Genomic DNA, 16,288 nt, shown 5'->3' with positions numbered 1-16,288 from the left:
AGGTAGCTGGGCCGCCGTCAGGTAGTAATTCCTACGAAAGTACTTTCCAATATGGAAAGTAGTTGGTACTGTGGAACTACTTCCACAGATCAACCTCAATCAAAGGAACCGACATGGACGCGAACCCCACCCCGCAGCAGGCTGCAGATCTCCTCAGCCAGGTCGAAGCGAACCAGTCCCAGGCGCGCAGCGGCGATGCGTGGCCTCTGGTCACACTGCTCTTCGTCCTCTCCGCCGGGCTCTCCGTCGGACTCATGGCCGTCGGCATCATCGACGACAACACCACCCAGCTCATCATCGCCGGAGCCGGACTGAGCTGGATCATTCCCGCCCTGGTCGTCTATCTCGTCAAGGCCCTGTCCTGGAGCCGCCGCTCCACCGCCCTCCTGCTGACATGGCTGGGCGTCATCATCGTCGCGTTCATCGTCGGCGTCATGGCCGATTCGTTCGCAGCCGGCGGTCCGATCCCGTTCATCGCCGCAGGACTGCTGTGGGTCGCCGCCCCGGTCTTCTCCCTGCTGGCCCTGCGCCGCTGAGGAGGGACCGACGATGACTGCGAAACAGAACTCCGCGACCGAACCAGAGGACGCGCACACCGAAGACGAGGCGATCCCCCACCTCGGCGATTCTCTGACCCGGCTCGAACCGGAGCTGAACAACCCCACGAGGCTCGGCATCGTCTCGAGCCTGAAGAACCGGGACAAGGCCGAGTTCAAACTGCTGCGCGACAGCCTCGGCGTCTCCGATTCCGTGCTCTCCCGGCACATCACCGCACTCGAGAAGGCCGGAATGATCGAGGTGAAGAAGGGGTACGTGGGCAAACGCCCGCGCACCTGGGTCTCGATCAGCAAAGACGGGAACAGCCGCCTCGAGGCACACATCCAAGCATTGCGGGAACTGGCCGGAGCATAACCCCGTAGATCACTGTTCCCCCTGGTGAGAAGATCGGCTAGGGTGATGGAAACCGATGCAGGGAGGCATGATGACCACACCGACGAGCACCGAGATCCCGTTCCTCGAACTCCACGAAGTCTCAACTCTCATCCGCACCAGGCAATTGTCCTCCCGTGAGGTCACCGAGGCGATGCTCGAACGCATCGAGCGACTCGAACCCCGACTGCAGGCCTTCGCCACGGTCATGGCCGAATCCGCCCTCGCCGAGGCCGACCGCGCCGATGCGCTCCTGTCCCGCGGGAACTGGCTCGGCGATCTGCACGGTGTCCCCGTGGCGGTGAAGGACCTCGCGAACACCCACGACGCACCGACCGGTGCAGGCACCACGATCCATGCGGACTTCCGCCCCGACTTCGATGCCACCGTCGTCGCTCGACTGCGAACCGCCGGAGCCGTCATCCTCGGCAAACTGCGCCTGACCGAAGGGGCGTTCACCGGTCACCATCCGGACCTTCCGACCCCGGTCAATCCGTGGGATGCCGACACCTGGTCGGGCGTCTCCTCCTCGGGATCCGGTGTGGCCACCGCGGCCGGACTCTGCTTCGCCTCTCTCGGTTCGGACACCGGCGGCTCGATCCGCCTTCCGTCCTCAGCCAATGGCGTCACGGGACTCAAACCGACCTGGGGCCGGGTCTCCCGCCACGGCATCTTCGCACTCGCTCCCAGCCTCGATCACATCGGGCCGATGACCCGCAGCTCCCGTGATGCCGCGATCGTGCTGCGGGCCATCGCCGGCCACGATCCGGCCGATCCCACCTCGTCACTCGAACCGGTGCCTGACTACCCCAATGAGCTGCACGTCGACCGGGCCCCGGTCGTCGGATTCGACCGCACCCTGGCCGAAGAGCACTTCGATGACGCGACGAACGCGATGCTCGAGGACACCATCACAAAAGTGACCGGCCTCGGGTGGCGGGTGCTCGAGGTCGAGACCCCAGGTTTTGAGGCCGCGGCCAAGGAGTGGACGGCTCTGTGCGGGGTCGAGACCGCCGGTGTCCACTCGGAGACGTACCCGGCCCGAGCGGACGAATACGGTCCCGACCTGTCCGGTCTCATCGATATCGGGCGCGGACTCTCCGCCGTCGACTACCACCGACTACTCGAATCGCGGAGAGACTTCACCGGCCGTATGCGCACCCTCATGGCCGATATCGATCTGCTCCTGCTGCCGGGGTTCGGCGTCGGCTCGCCGACGATCGCCCAGATGGCGAATCTGGGTTCCGACCAGAAGCTGTTCGCTGCGGTGACCGTGCCGACGGCTCCGATCGACAACTGCGGAATGCCGTCGATCACTCTGCCCGCAGGGTTCACCGACCGGGGCACTCCCCTGGCTGCACAGTTCGTCGGCGGTGACTTCGCCGAACCCTTGGTCCTGGCCGCCGGTCACGCCTTCCAGCAGGTCACGGACCACCACACCCGTCACCCGGCACTATAGGAGCAGCGCCGCGGCTCACTTCGCCGCGTTGCGGGACACCATCTCCGTGATCCAGGTCGGGGCGAAGGGCGAGGTGCAGCCGGGCGAAGTCGGGTAGTCGCGGAGCACGCCGAGGCGCTCACCGATGTCGATGGCACGTTTCCGCCGATCCGGGTTCTCGATGCCGATATAGGACAACGTCTCGTTCATCGCCCACTGCAGACGTTCGGGGGCCTCGGCCATCTCGGCCTCGATCGTGTCCAGCAGACCGGACAAGTCTAGGCCTTCGGGTTTCTTATTGACCCGTTCGCTCGTCAGTGCCCAGCCGGCGGAAGCGACGACCGGATCGGGATCGTCCATCCACGACTGACGCAGCGCCTCGGCGTGGGGCGACTTCTTGACGATGTAGCTGACCAGCCAGCCGTGGACCTTCGGGACTCGGGAGTCACGCAGCATCTCATCGAGCTGTGCTTCGCTCCAGGCCTTCGGGCGCATGATGAGGATCGCGACGAGGCGGGCCGCAGTGTCACCAGTTGCCCAGAGCTCGCCGGCGAGTTCGTCGTTCTTCTTCAGGTCCTTCGCCACAGCCCGCAGCTTCGTCAGGTTGACCGCGTGGTCGTCGCCGTGGCGGGCGTTGACGGCGCGGATCTTCTCGTCCTCGAGCGAGGCCAGGGTGGCGAGCACCTCGGTGCTGGTGGTCATGGTGTCCTCCTAGGGTCAGTCGTCGTCATCGGCATGCGGCGAGGCATCGATTTCGGCGCGCGTCCTCTTTGCACTGCGGAAGCCGACGATGACGACGATCATGCCGACGACGGCGCCGATGACGGTTTCGATGGCGCGGGAGGCCAGCAGCTCCGAGACCGGGTGCGGGCTGCCGATCTGGGTCATGAGCAGTGCCAACGGAGTGATGAAGAGCAGCGCCACCGAATAGTTGCGCAGCACGAAGATCTCGGCGAGGAACTGCAGCAGGATCACCCACACCACCAGCTGCCACGGCTGAGTGGGGAACGACAGCAGGAACGCTGTGACGATCACGCCCAGCAGGGTTCCGACCACCCGGTGGACGCCGCGCTTGAGACGGGCCGAACGACCGGGTGGAGTGATCGGTGCGACCGCTGCGACCATCGCCCAATAGCTGTGGGACAGCAGCGGGAGCACATCGATGAGCAGGGTGCCGAGAACTCCGGCGATGAACGGGGCGATCGTGAATCGGGCGGCGTGGGCGGCCAGATCGGACTTGCCCACCGGCGACAGCCCGACCCGCACATAGGTCTCCTTCTCCGGAGGCATGCGTTCGCCGGCATAGTGGGCGAGCGCTCCGAGACCGATGCACACCAGCGCCGAGGCGGCCGCCACACCCATTGCCACCGGCACCGAGGCGCCGCCCGGAATGGATCCGACGGCTCCCGTGGCGAAGATGAAGAAGATCGACCCGCCGGGTTTGAGCCGGAAGCGCAAGGCGATGGCCGCACCCGCACCGGACACGAGCGAGGTGATGACGACGAGCACCCAGACCGAAGCTCCGAGGCTGCTGAGCAGGGCGCCGATGCCCACGCAGACGACGAGGACGGCGGCTGCGATCGACTGTCGCCTGGTCCGCGATTGTGGGGATTCGAAGCGTGCGTAGATGCCGGTGAAGGCGCCGAAGGCGGCATAGACGGCGAGGTCGAGGCGGTCGATTCCGAGCAGCACGAGGAGTGGGATAGCGACTCCCAGGGCGATGCGGAACGCGGGAATATGGTCGCGTTCACCCGGTGGGATGCGGAAGAACTCCTGCAGGTGGCTCAAACGGGTTCGGCCTCTTTCGACATCGGGAACGGACCCCGGTGACGGGATCGCTGAGATGGGGTGGTGAGCTGAGCGCTCCCTTCGATCGTAGTCCGCCATCGGTGCGTACGAATGTCTTCTGCCGACAGGAGTGATCAACCTCGCTCACCGAGGCGGCCGATCGAGACCGTGATCACCGTCGTCTCGGTCACGGCAGGTGCCCCTGCCCCGACCGAACGCGTGCCGCCTGCCGGTTGAGATGGTCGCGTTCGGCGAGGCTGCCGGCCCGTTCGGCGGCCCGTGCGTAGAGGTCGGCGGCCCGCTGTGACTCCCCTGCCCGCTCGCGCAGGTGCGCTTCGACGGCGAAGTACCGGGGCAGCCCCTCATCGAGGGCACGAAGTTCGGCCAGGCCCGCCCTTGGACCGTCGGCCTCCCCGATGGCCACGGCACGGTTGAGTCGCACAATCGGCGTATCGCGCAGGGCCAGCAGTTCGTCGTACCACTCCACGATCTGCACCCAGTCGGTGTCCTCGACCGTCTGCGCATCGGCGTGGAGTGCCGCGATGGCGGCCTGTGCCTGATATTGGCCGAGTTCGTCCCGACCAAGCGCTGCCTGCAGGATTTCGATGCCCTCGACGATGAGTCGTCGATCCCACAGGGTGCGGTCTTGATCGGCCAGCGCGATGAGGCGACCGTCGGCGCCGAAACGGGCGTCGCGGCGGGCGTGGTGGAGGAGCATGAGGGCGAGCAGTCCGTCCACCTCGGCGGAGTCGATCACGGTCCGCAGGCTGCGGGTCAGTCGGATCGCCTCGGCGACGAGGTCGACCTCGCCCGAGTGTCCTTCGTTGAACACGAGGTAGAGGGTGGTGAGCACCGAGGACAGGTCGCCGGGTCGGTTGAGCCGGGACCCTGCGATTGTGGATTTCGCCCGGCTGATGCGCTGGGCCATCGTCGACTCGGGCACCATATAGGCTGCGGCGATCTGCTTCGTCGTCAGTCCGCCCACCGCCCGCAGGGTCAGGGCCACCGCCGAGGCGGGGCTGAGGTCGGGATGGGCGCAGAGGATGTAGAGGTCGAGGGTGTCATCGGCGTTCGGGACGCCGTCCGTCCCGGGTTCGGACGAGGTTCCGGGCTCGGCGAGAGTGGCGGCCATGACCCGTTCCTCGCGTTTCATCCGCGATCCTTCAGATCGCACGATGTCGAGGAACTTCCGCCACGCCACCGTCACGAGCCAGCCCCGCCGGTCACGGGGCGGGTCGGACCGCCACGATCGCAGGGCTTCGATGAGCGCGTCCTGAACGGCATCCTCGGCGGTCGCGAAGTCTGCTCCACGACTGACGAGGATGCCGATCACGGCGGGGACGAGCTCACGCAGCTCCGCCTCGGCGAGGGGATCCGGATTGGTCATCGCGGACTCCGTTCGCGTCCCTGATCATTCGTCCACGCTGGGTGCGTGGTCGAGGAAGGGGCGCAGTTCGAGCCATTCGTTGATCGACTCTCCTCCCTTGCCCGGTGCGGCGGACAGCTCACCGGCGAGTTCGAGAGCCCGGTCGTAGTTCTCGACGTCGATGACCATCCACCCGGCGATGAGGTCCTTCGTCTCGGGGAAGGGACCGTCGGTGACCGGAGGCTTACCCGGTCCGCCGGATCGGACGAAGGTGCCCTCGGGCGAGAGCGCCTGGGAGTCGACGAATTCGCCGGAGTCTTTGAGTTTGTCGGCGAAGGCGTTCATGTACGCCACATGCGCGTCGACCTCGTCGGGACTCCACTGGTCCATCGGGGTGTAGTCCATATACTGCTCCGGCATCCGATAGTGCTTGAGAATGAGGTACTTGGCCATGATGGTCTCCTTGTCTCGTGCCGCTCGCACGGGTTGTGCTCGCTGACATGTCTGGGACGCAGCCGGACGCGTGTTCTCGACATCGGCGGAGAAGTTTTCTCGTATCTCTTCGGCTCCGGTCATCGAACACAGTCCCAGAATAGGCCGATGTGTCCGTCCTGGAACATTCGTCACCGGATCCGAACACGAATCGGCCCAGGTCACGGCTCCGCGCTGAGAGGCTTGTCTTGTACGAAACACCGACAGCCTCTTACACACGAGACCAGGAGCAGATCATGAAGGCACAGACACTTCTCAAGACCATCACCGTTGCCGGAGCCGTTGCCGCGACCCTGACGCTCTCGGCCTGCGATATGAAGATCACCTTCGGCCCGGAAGGCCAGGGACAGGAACAGGGCCAGGACGGCCAGCGGGAGCAGCAGACCGAGGACACCGAGACGACCGCCGAAGAACCGGCGTCGGATTCGGGCTCCACCTCGGACTCCGCCGGTTCGGGTTCGACCGGCACGAGCGATAACGGCACTAGCGACAACGGCACCACCGGCAGCGGCGGATCCACCGATTCGTCCAGCGCCTCCTCGGCGAGTGGCTCCTCCACCTCGAACGGCTCGTCGTCGACCGGATCGTCGTCCTCGAGCGACTCCACCTCGAGCGGATCATCGTCGTCGAGCAGCACGACCGACACCGGCTACCAGGGCCCGCGGATCGGCGAAGACGGAGTCGAACTCGACGCCGACGGCAACGGCAAGATCCCCGCCGACGTTCTCGAGGCGGACATCAAGAACGCCTACGCCAAGCAGGGCACCACGGTCGACACCGTCGACTGCTATTCCGACCTGCGGATCTTCTCCCACAGCGGATCGCAGAACTGCACCGTCACCGCTGCCGGCAAGAATCACTACGGCACTGTGAAGATCACCTCGGCGTCGCAGTCCGGCATCGGCTACAGCCTCGAGTTCCCGAACATCTGAGCCGTCCGCCGGGCCTACGAAACGTACCCCTCGAGCGTCTCGCATCCCCGAATCGCATTCCCCTGGTGACCTCGGCCAGGGGAATGCGTTCGTCGCGGTCTGGAACAGATCGGTATTCTTCGTTGTTGAGCCCAGCGTGGGTGTCGGTTCAGCCGCACGTCGGCCTCGACGTTCCGGCCAGCCGGGCCCATGTCAGATTCGACAACCTCACAGATCACAACTGACAAGGAGCACCATCATGGCACTCTCTGACAAGAAGATCGCATTCCTCCTCACCAGCGGCGTCGAGCAGATCGAACTCACCAGTCCCCGCACCGCTCTCGACGAGGCCGGGGCGACAACCGTCATCGTCTCCCCCTCAGAGGGGACTCTGCAGGCGATGGAAGGCGATTGGGAGCACGCGAAGACCTTCGACGTCGACGTTCCCGTCGCCGAGGCCTCGGTCGATGACTTCGACGCCCTCGTTCTGCCCGGCGGCACCCTCAACTCCGATGCCCTGCGTCTGAATGAGGACGCCGTCAACCTCGTCAAGGCGTTCTTCGCCGCCGACAAACCGGTCGCGGCCATCTGCCATGCTCCGTGGATCCTCGCCGAGGCGGGAGTGGCCAAGGGACGGAAGCTGACGTCCTTCATCTCGACGAAGACCGACCTCATCAACGCCGGAGCCGACTGGGCCGACACCGAGGTGGTCGTCGACGGCAACCTCATTACCTCCCGCAGCCCCGACGACCTCGACGCCTTCAACAAGGCAATCGCTGATAAGTTCAGCTGACCTGGAACGATGCCTCTTTCGCCGAGGCGGAACCACCTCGGCGAAGAACTCCCCGGAACGATCGTTCCGGGGAGTTCGTCTGTTCGTCACCTGGGGTCTTGACAGCCGCGCTTATGATCTACTCATGCCAGCTTCCCCGTCCGTCAAGGCGACGACTCCTGCCCTCGCGGCACTGCTCATCGGGTTCCTTCTCATTCTCTGCTCCACACCGCCTCCGGCACATGCTGCCTATGCGACTTCGGGTGCGATCGGGACGATGCACAGATCGCTCGGTGGGAATTCCGGCAAGCTCGGCCCAGCGGTCGGCCCGCAGCGGTGCACGCTGATCCAGAAGGGCTGCTATCAGTCGTTCAAGCACGGCAGCATCCATTGGACGAAGGCCACCGGCGCCCATGCGACTCTGGGTGCGATCCGCACAGCATGGAAGAAGTCCGGGTGGGAACGCGGTCCGCTCGGCTATCCGACGAGCAACGAATACCGCTCAGGTTCGGAGACCCGGCAGAAGTTCCAGAACGGCATGATCGTGTGGACGGCGAAATCCGGGGCGAAGGTGACGCTGACGAAGGCGCCGTCGTCGTTCACGATCAAGGGGTCGGGGTTCGGCCATGGAGTCGGGATGAGCCAGTACGGAGCGCGCGGAATGGCGACAGCCGGAAAGTCGTCGACGCAGATCCTGCAGCACTACTACACGGGTGCCAAGGTCACGACGATGTCGAAGAACGCCGACGCCAGTCTCAAGGTGCAGCTGCTGACCGGTAAGAAGTCCGTGACGGTCACTCCGCGGTCCGGCCGTCTGCGGGTCAAGGTCGGGTCGAAGACCATCGAATCAGGCTCGAAGGTCACGATCGAACGGACGTCATCCGGTTCGGTCAAGGCGACCGTCGGGTCGAAGAGCTATTCGGGGTCGAAGCTCACCCTCGAATGGCAGGGCACCCGATATTGGAAGAGTTCGTCGGCGACGACGGTGTCGGTCAGCGGTGCCCAGAACGGGGCGACCGGCACCTACCGACACGGACGGCTCGAGATCGGTCAGCTGAAGAGCTCGCTCAACGTCATCAACGTGGTGGGTCTCAACAAGGAATATCTGCCGGGCATCGCCGAGATGCCGGCGTCGTGGCAGTCCGAGGCCCTGCGCTCTCAGGCCATCGCTTCGCGCACCTACGCCTACCGCAATCTCGGTGCGGTGAAGCCGGCCTGCGGGTGCAACGTCTATGACGAGGTGGCCTCGCAGCGTTTCCTCGGGTGGACTCATGAGAATGCAGGCGATTCCGGTCCATGGCGCAAGGCCGTGGCCGCGACACAGACCACGAGCGGGTCGACGGTGAGGTCGGCGCGCCTCATCACCTACAGGGGCGGGCTCATCGATGCTGTCTACTCGTCGTCGGCCGGGTCGAAGACGCATTCGGCTGCCGAGGTGTGGGGGTCGGCCGTGCCGTACCTGGTCTCGGTCGATGACTCTCCGTCGAAGTATGCCTCTGCGCAGAACCCGAACGCCTCGTGGTCGGTGACGGCCAAGCAGTCCGACATGGCACGGGCCTTCGGGCTGGCAGACGTCCGGTCTGTGGCGGTGGCGAAGACCGGCTCAGGTCTGGTGAAGACGGTGAAAGCCACCTCGGTGAAGGGGAAGACCGCGAGCCTCACCGGCGATCAGCTGCGAACGAAGCTGAAGCTCAAGTCCGCGTCATTCAGCGTGGCCTGAGGGAAACCGACTGGCTGACTCAGACTCCGGCGGGGGTGAGCAGTCCCCTGTTGACGAGTTCGGCTTCCTTCTCGCGCACGATCGGGATGACGGTCTTGCCGAATGCTTCGAGTTCTTCCTGGAAGTGGAGGAAGCCGGTGAGGATGAGGTCGACGCCGATCTTCTTGTATTCGATGATGCGGTCGGCGACCTGTTCGGGGGTGCCGATGAGCTGGGTGCGGAAGCCGTCGTTGTACTGGACGAGGTCTTCGAAGCTCGAATCCGCCCACATGCCCTTCTTATCGTGAGTCGAGGCTCCGGCCTGTTGGACGGACTTGCGGAATCCTTCGACGGCGCCTTCATCGGCTTTGGCGATGATCTCGCGCAGCTGTTCTCGGGCCTCGGCTTCGGTATCGCGGACGATGGCGAAGCCGTTGAGTCCGAAACGGACCTTCCGATTGTGCGCTCGGGCCACCTCGGTGACGTCGTCGTACTGTTCGCGGAAGCCGTCGAAGTCCTTGCCGTTGGAGAAGTACCAGTCGGAGTGTTTGCCGCCGTTGATGCGGGCGGCCGAGGAGTTTCCGCCTTGGAAGATCTCCGGGTGGGGGCGGGCTTCGACCGGGTAGGGGCCGGGGCGGAGAGTGAAGTCGTCGACGGTGTAGAAGTTGCCGCGATAGCTGCGACGTCATCGGGCCAGTTCCCTTCAGTCGCTCGTGATGTGTGCAGGTGTGCAGTATCTTCTGTGCGGGTGTGCCGTGCCAGACTACTGAGACGCAGGCCACATACGGCGGGCAGACTTCGCGGGCTGACGCATGACGTCACAATCACGCACTCCGCCACGAACCGTCATGCGATTTGTGCGTCCAGCAGCGGTCGTGGGCTGCGCCGCGCTGGGCATCCCTCACCGCGAGCGGCACACCACCTCGTTGCACCGGTGCGTTTTGGCAGGAGCGATGAGGGATGCGAAAGCACCCGTAGGAGATGCCACGGCCGGTGGAGGATGCAGCGACCGACCGGCTCGGAACCCATAACCGGTGAATCGACGAAGTCCCGGCCCGCAGCAACTGCGAGACCGGGACTTCCGTGGCGGAGGATAGGGGATTCGAACCCCTGAGGGCGTTAACCCAACCCGCGTTCCAGGCGAGCGCCATAGGCCACTAGGCGAATCCTCCGCGAATCAGCTTATCCGAGTCATGACGACAATGCGAAATCGCGGTGGCCGAGTGTGAAGCATCCCACTTCCCGCAGGTGAACAGGCGGCCTCGACCTCCGACCGCGAACACGCGACCTCATCACTCGACGGCACACGGCTCAATCGGCGACGGCGCGGAGATGCCGTTCTGCCGACGGCTGCGCCCCGTCCTCCCGTCGGCGTTCGATGCTGCCGTCGTTGATCCAGCCGTGCAGCGTCTCCAATCGGGACCGCGTCACCGTGTCCACCGGCTGATAGACCGAGAGCGTCAGCCTCTGGTTCTCCTGCGCGATGAGCGTCGTCATCGTCAGCTTGAGCGTGCCCACATACGGGTTCTCAATGGTCTTGACCCGCCCCACAGATCGACCGACCGATCCCGAATCCCACAGGCGGCAGAATTCCGGATTCCTGCGCAGCCGCGACAGCAGCGGCGACCACTCCGGATCGTCGATCGACTCCGCGTAGGAGGCACGCAGCTTCGCGACGACCTGCGCCCGGTGACCGTCGTCGGAGTGGAAGGTCCGCGCCCATTCCGGACTCTCGAAGGACTGGATCGCGCAGTTCCGGTCGGCCGGAGCGAGCGCTTCGAGGTCGGAGGCGAGATACCGTTCGACGGAGTTGAAGGCGAGGATCGTATACCGCGGATCAGTGACCATCGCCGGCAGCGGCAGCAGTTCGTCGAGCAAGGTGCGCATCTGCTCTCCCACAGCCGAGTCCCCCGGGTTCGCGACCCGATCCGGATATCCGCCCAGCAGGAAGAGATGGGCACGCTCCTCACGGTCGAGCAGGAGCGCCTCGGCGATGGATTCGAGCACCGACTCCGAGGGGTGGACCTCGCGCCCCTGCTCAAGCCAGGTGTACCAACTGGTGCCGATGTTCGCGAGCACAGCGACCTCTTCACGCCGCAGCCCCGGCACCCTCCGCCGGGTGCCGGCCGCAAGACCGACCTCGCAGGGCCGCACCCGGTTGCGTCGCGAACGCAGGAATCGTCCGAGCTCCTCGGTTCTCACTTGTGCCATGCCTCCATTGTCCGCCCGACGCTCACGCCGTTCCACCCCGTCACCGCCCTCAGCCTGGTGGTGCGACCAACACCATCAGCACGCCCTCCCACTCCCCCGCGGGCCACCGCAGACTGGATCCATGAGAGATTCCCACACGCAGACATCATCGACCTCCGCCGGGGCGGTTCCGACTTCGGCCCTCGCCGAGGCGGCTCCCGGTCACGCACCCAACGTCGACCCAGCCCCCACCGCGGGCCATCCCGCCCCGGTGCTCTGGCCGCTCCACCTCGGTGCGTTCCTCGCGACGTTCATGTTCTCCGTCTCGAACGTCGCAATCCCCGCGGTGAAGGCCGACATCGGTGCGAGTGATGCGACCTCGGCCCTCATCGTCGGTCTGTTCTCCGCAGCCTTTGCCTCCGGCCTCATCCTCTGCGGTCGCATCGGGGACCGCTTCGGGCGTCGCCGCCTGTTCATGATCGGCACGGGCGCGCTCGTCATCACCTCAATAGCCGTCGGACTGGCACCCGATCCGCTCTTCCTGCTCGTGGCTCGCGCAGCCCAGGGCTCGGCAGCGGCGATGATGATGCCGCAGATCCTCGCGAGCTTCCAGCATTCGCTCTCCGGGGCCGCACGGCTGAAGGCGATCAGCCTCTTCGGCGCGTTCTCCGGAGTCGGCACCGTCGGCGGTCAGGTCCTCGGCGGAGGACTCATCTCCCTCTTCGGCGAGACCTGGGGGTGGCGAGCGGCGTTCCTCAGCTGCGCGCTCACCGCCGCAGCCGCCTATCTCGGTTCCCTGCGACTGACCGAATCACGCAGCACCGACCCGGCACCCCTCGACGCCCCCGGCGCGATCCTCCTCGGCGTGGGCATGATGTGCCTCGTCATCGGACTGGCGCTTGGACCGGTCACCGGCTGGCTTCCGCTGCCCGCAACCCTCTTGGCAGCCTGCGCTGCAGCACTCACCGCGTTCGCACTCTGGCAGAACCGCGCCGAGGCGGCCGGACGGGACCCCCTCATTCCGCCACAGGTGGTTCGCATCCCTGCCGCATGGATCGGGATGCTCATGGCCTTCGTGTTCTTCGCCGGCTTCGGCACGTTCCTCTACAACTTCGCGCTCACATCGCAGACCGGCCATGGTGACCCCGCCGCCGTCTCCGGACTCACGCTCGGCCTCTTCGCCGCAGCTTTCCTCATCACCTCTCTCCTCGTCCCCCGGGCCGTCGGTCGACTCGGCGGGCCCGGCACGATAGTCCTCGGCACGACCCTGCAGGCGATCAGCCTTCTCGGGGTGGCTTGGGCGTCGGCAACGGCCCCAGCCACAGAATGGAATCTGTGGTTCCAGCTTCCGGGAGTCGTCCTCGGCGCGGCTCAGGCTCTCCAGTTCGGTCCTCTTGTCGGCACCGTGGTCGGAGCGGTCCCCGACCGAGTGGCCGGGCTGAGCGGCGGTCTCATCGCAACGATGCAGCAGGCAGGCATCGCCGTGGGCGTGGCACTGCTCGGAGCGCTCTTCCATGTCTTCACGCTCAGCCTCGGCTATGACAATGCCTTCGCCGTGGCATGCCTCGTTCAGGTCGGGCTGTGCCTGGCCTTCGGAGCGGGCGCTCTGGCACTCCTCAGGCTCGGATCGCGTCGATGATCCGCACCCGAGTGGCGACGACAGCAGGCACCGATCCCGCCAGCGCTCCGGCTCCGACCGAGACGAGCATGCCCACGATCGCGGCAGAGATCGGGACCTGCGGAGTGCTCGCACCGTCGAACATGAACTCAGAGACGAGCGGCGCCTTGAGCACGAGCACGGCGATGAGAACGCCGACAGCGCCTGCGATGGTCGTCGCGACGACGCTCTCCATCATCACGGAGAAGAAGATGCGCCGACTCGTCGCCCCGAAGGATCTGCGGATGCCGATCTCCCTGATCCGCTGTTGGATCGTCACAAGAGAGATGTTGAGCAGGCCGAGCATACCCATGAAGAGAATGAGGATGCTGATGACCAACAGCACGTTCTTCACCGGACCCAGTGTTTCATCGATGTCCGAGGCGAAATCGGTTCTGTCCGCACTGACGTCGAAGCCGGGCAGCTGCCGTCTGAGATCACTCGTCACCTGTTTGCTCAGCTCCTCACCGACCTCGGGCGGCACCCACATCTCGAATTCGGTGACGGCGTAGGCGTCTGCGGCGAACTGCTTCTCCTGCCCGTTGAGGACGTAGATCTCCCCGTACTCCTGGAATTCGGAGGAGGGCACCGAACCGATGACCGTGGCCGTCTTCTTCGGGGAACCGGACAGCTCGATCGTGGCCGGCAGGGAAGTCGGGTCGATGCCGTATTCGCTGAGAAAAGTCTCATCGGCGACGACGGCCGGCGACAGGTTCGCGGCGTCACCGGCGGTGAACCACCTGCCGTGATCGACGGAGAGTCGGCGCATGACGTCGAAATCCGGGTCGACGATGTACATCGAGGCGCTGACGGTGCCAGCCGGTCCCGGCACCGTGGTTTCGACCTGACCGTAGGCGGAGATGTGGCTGATTCCGAAACGGTCGGCGGTCTCGTCGAGTGCTGACCGGACCTTCTCGACCTCGGATTCGCCCATCTCGGACTCGGTCGGATTGAGGCTCAGGGTGTAGGTCGCGGCTCGACCACCCTGCTGCTCGTACGAGTCGGCGAGCCCCTTCTGCATCATGTTCCCGAACCCGACGACGAGGGTCAGTGCACACACAGCCACGCCGACGCCGATCAGGGACATCAGCACGCGCACCTTGTGCACCCTCAGTTCCTGCCAGGCTTCGACGATCGATGCGGCGAATCCTGTGATCATCGGCTCTCACCCGCCAGCGCCTCGGCGGTGGCCCCGTCGAGGACCGGATGGAGACACCCCTGACTGAGCGAGAACTGTCGGGTGGTCATGTTCGCCACCCCGAGATCATGGGTGATCGTGATGAGCGCGGCCCCCGAGTCCTTGGTGATGCCGTCGAGGATCTCCATGACCTGACGCCCCGTCTCAACGTCCAGGGCGCCCGTCGGCTCGTCGGCGAGCACGAGCTTCGGCTCACGCACCAGCGCGCGTGCGATCGCGACTCTCTGCTGCTCACCTCCGGAGAGACGGTTCGGCTTCGCCTCGATCCGGTCGCCGAGGCCGAGGCGCTCGAGCATGGCTTCGGCCGATCTCCGCCGATTGCGGAACTCCCGCCCAGTGGCGTACATCAGTGGGGCTTCGACGTTCTCGACCGCGGTGCGTCCGGGCAGGAGGTTGAACTGCTGGAAGACGAATCCGATGTCCCGTCCTCTGATCGCTGCGGCCCTGTTCCGGGAGATCTTCTGCACGGGTTCACCTGCGAACTCCATGTCCCCGGTCGTCGGCGCGTCGAGGAGTCCGAGGATGTTGAGCAGCGTCGATTTGCCGGTGCCGGAGCGCCCGACGATGCCGATGTGCTCCCCCACCCCCACCTCGAGGTCGATATCGGCAAGGATCGTGAGCAGCTGATCGTCAGCGATCGGCACCGAACGCGACACATGCCGCAGCGAGAGCAGAGTCTCTGCCGCCGTCGGCTCCGGGCGGCTCACCAGTCCTCTCCCTCGCCGAACTCGTCATCCATCCCGCCCTCGGAACTCTCATCTTCAGGTTCGGTGCCGGGAACGAATTCATCGATCTCCTCACCTTCTTCCAGGCCCGACTTCACTTCGACCATGGACCCGTCGTTGAGGCCGATCTCGACCTCGCGCTCCTCGGACTTGCCGCCGTCTCCGGTCACCCAGACTGATCCCTTCTCGGTGAGTCCGCGCACCGCGGTCACCGGAACGACGATGACGTCCTTCGCCTCTCCAGCATCGATGGTCATAGTGAGATCGAGGCTGTTGTAGACGGTGACATCGTCGGGGATGGCACAGATCAGCTGCGGACCGTCTCCGGAGCCTCCCTCCGAGCCTTCGGCGGCAGAACCGTCGTCACCTGCGCCTTCAGCCCCTGGGCCCTCGGACTCATCCTCACTCGTCGACGACGATCCCGAGGCCGCACCCGGTCCCTGGTCGAGTCTGAGACCCGTGCAGTCGAAGGGCTTCGGGCCTTCGTCGATCGCGATGTTCGCGGTATCCGGAAGCTCCTGCACTCGGTAGAGGTCGGTCGCCTTGATCGGCGCCTTGGCGGTGAAGGTCTTCTTCAGCAGCTCGGTCACCTGGGTGTCGGCGGAGACGGTGTCACCCTGCTCGACTGAGAAATCACCCACGGTGCCGTCTTCCGAGGCGATCACCGAATGATACTTCGGCTTGGCCGGGATCGACGGGTCGCCTCCCGATGCCTCGTCCCCGCGTTCCGAGTCTGCTGGCTCGGCACCGTCGCTGCCGCCGTCCGGTTCCTCTGGCGCCTCCTGCTCACCCTCGCTTCTGACCTGGAACAGCTCCGCGCCTTTGAATACCTCATCACCGGGCTTGACGAAGAAATGGTTGACCACTCCGTCGTGGTCGGCTTTGACCGCGGTCGGGGAGTCGACGTTGATGCGTCCCTTGACCTCGATTGTGTTGGAGATGTCGCCGCGCTCGGCGGTGATGGTGGATTCCGCCGGTTCCCCACTGGCTCCGACATCGTCGAATTCGTCGTCGGCAGCCGGTCTGAATGCAATCCAGCCGAGGAAAACAGCGATGAGGATGAGGACGAGGAGGAAGGCCAGCGGCAGAACCACTCTGCGGAAAATGTGCATGATTCCTTAG

At 65.2% G+C, this 16,288-nt stretch carries 15 protein-coding genes, 1 tRNA gene and 1 pseudogene; 7 read left to right on the top strand and 10 right to left on the bottom strand.

Annotation, left to right across the window (positions count from 1 at the left end; all coding sequences use genetic code 11):
* Positions 1-113 precede the first annotated feature (113 nt).
* From ACSBQT_RS13730 to ACSBQT_RS13720, 3 genes are all read left to right on the top strand, one after another.
* Positions 114-536, top strand: a complete 423-nt coding sequence (locus ACSBQT_RS13730) for a hypothetical protein (RefSeq protein ID WP_098730695.1) — start codon at positions 114-116, stop codon at positions 534-536.
* Between the two features lie 13 nt (positions 537-549).
* Entirely contained in the window at positions 550-912 is a 363-nt protein-coding gene (locus ACSBQT_RS13725; protein WP_083532759.1) for a winged helix-turn-helix domain-containing protein, read from the top strand.
* A 70-nt stretch (positions 913-982) separates the two neighbouring features.
* Entirely contained in the window at positions 983-2,389 is a 1,407-nt protein-coding gene (locus ACSBQT_RS13720; RefSeq protein ID WP_410710796.1) for an amidase, read from the top strand.
* A gap of 15 nt (positions 2,390-2,404) precedes the next feature.
* On the opposite strand, the gene ACSBQT_RS13715 is transcribed toward ACSBQT_RS13720, so the two are convergent.
* The 4 genes from ACSBQT_RS13715 to ACSBQT_RS13700 all read right to left on the bottom strand — a co-directional run bounded on the left by ACSBQT_RS13715 (position 2,405) and on the right by ACSBQT_RS13700 (position 5,975).
* Positions 2,405-3,070, bottom strand: coding sequence for a DNA alkylation repair protein (locus ACSBQT_RS13715; RefSeq protein ID WP_410710797.1), 666 nt, complete (start codon positions 3,068-3,070; stop codon positions 2,405-2,407).
* 15 nt (positions 3,071-3,085) lie between these two features.
* The gene (locus ACSBQT_RS13710; protein ID WP_410710798.1) at positions 3,086-4,156 is read right to left on the bottom strand and encodes an FUSC family protein; all 1,071 of its coding nucleotides are present in this window, start codon (positions 4,154-4,156) and stop codon (positions 3,086-3,088) included.
* Between the two features lie 187 nt (positions 4,157-4,343).
* Positions 4,344-5,543, bottom strand: a complete 1,200-nt coding sequence (locus ACSBQT_RS13705; RefSeq protein ID WP_410710799.1) for an RNA polymerase sigma factor — start codon at positions 5,541-5,543, stop codon at positions 4,344-4,346.
* 24 nt (positions 5,544-5,567) lie between these two features.
* Positions 5,568-5,975, bottom strand: a complete 408-nt coding sequence (locus ACSBQT_RS13700) for a YciI family protein (RefSeq protein WP_410710982.1) — start codon at positions 5,973-5,975, stop codon at positions 5,568-5,570.
* Between the two features lie 275 nt (positions 5,976-6,250).
* Here ACSBQT_RS13700 and ACSBQT_RS13695 point away from each other — a divergent pair, with 275 nt between their 5' ends.
* The 3 genes from ACSBQT_RS13695 to ACSBQT_RS13685 all read left to right on the top strand — a co-directional run bounded on the left by ACSBQT_RS13695 (position 6,251) and on the right by ACSBQT_RS13685 (position 9,417).
* Positions 6,251-6,946 (top strand): hypothetical protein, encoded by a 696-nt coding sequence (locus tag ACSBQT_RS13695; RefSeq protein WP_435001916.1) that lies wholly within the window; start codon positions 6,251-6,253, stop codon positions 6,944-6,946.
* A 238-nt stretch (positions 6,947-7,184) separates the two neighbouring features.
* A complete protein-coding gene (locus tag ACSBQT_RS13690) occupies positions 7,185-7,718 on the top strand; it encodes a type 1 glutamine amidotransferase domain-containing protein (protein ID WP_062861167.1) in 534 nt (177 codons plus the stop codon).
* 124 nt (positions 7,719-7,842) lie between these two features.
* On the top strand, positions 7,843-9,417 hold the full coding sequence (locus ACSBQT_RS13685; protein ID WP_410710801.1) for a SpoIID/LytB domain-containing protein: 1,575 nt from the start codon (positions 7,843-7,845) through the stop codon (positions 9,415-9,417).
* A gap of 19 nt (positions 9,418-9,436) precedes the next feature.
* Here the strand turns inward: ACSBQT_RS13685 and ACSBQT_RS13680 are convergent.
* The 3 genes and pseudogenes from ACSBQT_RS13680 to ACSBQT_RS13670 form a co-directional block, all read right to left on the bottom strand.
* Positions 9,437-10,075: pseudogene (locus ACSBQT_RS13680) on the bottom strand (LLM class flavin-dependent oxidoreductase); the annotation flags it as partial.
* A 405-nt stretch (positions 10,076-10,480) separates the two neighbouring features.
* Positions 10,481-10,568: transfer RNA gene (locus tag ACSBQT_RS13675), tRNA-Ser, on the bottom strand.
* A gap of 139 nt (positions 10,569-10,707) precedes the next feature.
* Complete coding sequence (locus ACSBQT_RS13670) at positions 10,708-11,607, bottom strand: helix-turn-helix transcriptional regulator (protein WP_410710802.1); 900 nt, start codon at positions 11,605-11,607, stop codon at positions 10,708-10,710.
* A gap of 121 nt (positions 11,608-11,728) precedes the next feature.
* On the opposite strand from ACSBQT_RS13670, the gene ACSBQT_RS13665 reads away from it, so the two are divergent.
* A complete protein-coding gene (locus tag ACSBQT_RS13665; RefSeq protein WP_410710803.1) occupies positions 11,729-13,225 on the top strand; it encodes an MFS transporter in 1,497 nt (498 codons plus the stop codon).
* Here ACSBQT_RS13665 and ACSBQT_RS13660 read toward each other — a convergent pair.
* From ACSBQT_RS13660 to ACSBQT_RS13650, 3 genes are read right to left on the bottom strand one after another with little or no spacing between them, the layout of a single operon-like run.
* A complete protein-coding gene (locus ACSBQT_RS13660) occupies positions 13,203-14,402 on the bottom strand; it encodes an ABC transporter permease (RefSeq protein WP_370037356.1) in 1,200 nt (399 codons plus the stop codon). The genes ACSBQT_RS13665 and ACSBQT_RS13660 overlap by 23 nt on opposite strands.
* The gene (locus ACSBQT_RS13655; protein WP_410710804.1) at positions 14,399-15,148 is read right to left on the bottom strand and encodes an ABC transporter ATP-binding protein; all 750 of its coding nucleotides are present in this window, start codon (positions 15,146-15,148) and stop codon (positions 14,399-14,401) included. The genes ACSBQT_RS13660 and ACSBQT_RS13655 overlap by 4 nt, the downstream gene beginning before the upstream one ends.
* A complete protein-coding gene (locus ACSBQT_RS13650; protein ID WP_410710805.1) occupies positions 15,145-16,278 on the bottom strand; it encodes a hypothetical protein in 1,134 nt (377 codons plus the stop codon). Before ACSBQT_RS13650 ends, ACSBQT_RS13655 begins: the two co-directional genes overlap by 4 nt.
* Between the last annotated feature and the right edge of the window lie 10 nt (positions 16,279-16,288).

Source organism: Brevibacterium sp. H602 (assembly GCF_051172395.1).
In the GTDB taxonomy this organism is placed as follows: Bacteria; Actinomycetota; Actinomycetes; order Actinomycetales; family Brevibacteriaceae; genus Brevibacterium.
The sequence above is the reverse complement of the archived record's forward strand: the minus strand, read 5'-3'. Positions and strand labels throughout refer to the sequence as shown.

What these genes read in the sequence shown, in the direction of transcription:
- ACSBQT_RS13730 (WP_098730695.1), top strand. Translation starts at nt 114, where the DNA reads ATGGACGCGAACCCCACCCCGCAGCAGGCTGCAGATCTCCTCAGCCAG.
- ACSBQT_RS13725 (WP_083532759.1), top strand. Translation starts at nt 550, where the DNA reads ATGACTGCGAAACAGAACTCCGCGACCGAACCAGAGGACGCGCACACC.
- ACSBQT_RS13720 (WP_410710796.1), top strand. Translation starts at nt 983, where the DNA reads ATGACCACACCGACGAGCACCGAGATCCCGTTCCTCGAACTCCACGAA.
- ACSBQT_RS13715 (WP_410710797.1), bottom strand. Translation starts at nt 3,070, where the DNA reads ATGACCACCAGCACCGAGGTGCTCGCCACCCTGGCCTCGCTCGAGGAC.
- ACSBQT_RS13705 (WP_410710799.1), bottom strand. Translation starts at nt 5,543, where the DNA reads ATGACCAATCCGGATCCCCTCGCCGAGGCGGAGCTGCGTGAGCTCGTC.
- ACSBQT_RS13700 (WP_410710982.1), bottom strand. Translation starts at nt 5,975, where the DNA reads ATGGCCAAGTACCTCATTCTCAAGCACTATCGGATGCCGGAGCAGTAT.
- ACSBQT_RS13695 (WP_435001916.1), top strand. Translation starts at nt 6,251, where the DNA reads ATGAAGGCACAGACACTTCTCAAGACCATCACCGTTGCCGGAGCCGTT.
- ACSBQT_RS13690 (WP_062861167.1), top strand. Translation starts at nt 7,185, where the DNA reads ATGGCACTCTCTGACAAGAAGATCGCATTCCTCCTCACCAGCGGCGTC.
- ACSBQT_RS13685 (WP_410710801.1), top strand. Translation starts at nt 7,843, where the DNA reads ATGCCAGCTTCCCCGTCCGTCAAGGCGACGACTCCTGCCCTCGCGGCA.
- ACSBQT_RS13670 (WP_410710802.1), bottom strand. Translation starts at nt 11,607, where the DNA reads ATGGCACAAGTGAGAACCGAGGAGCTCGGACGATTCCTGCGTTCGCGA.
- ACSBQT_RS13665 (WP_410710803.1), top strand. Translation starts at nt 11,729, where the DNA reads ATGAGAGATTCCCACACGCAGACATCATCGACCTCCGCCGGGGCGGTT.
- ACSBQT_RS13660 (WP_370037356.1), bottom strand. Translation starts at nt 14,402, where the DNA reads ATGATCACAGGATTCGCCGCATCGATCGTCGAAGCCTGGCAGGAACTG.
- ACSBQT_RS13650 (WP_410710805.1), bottom strand. Translation starts at nt 16,278, where the DNA reads ATGCACATTTTCCGCAGAGTGGTTCTGCCGCTGGCCTTCCTCCTCGTC.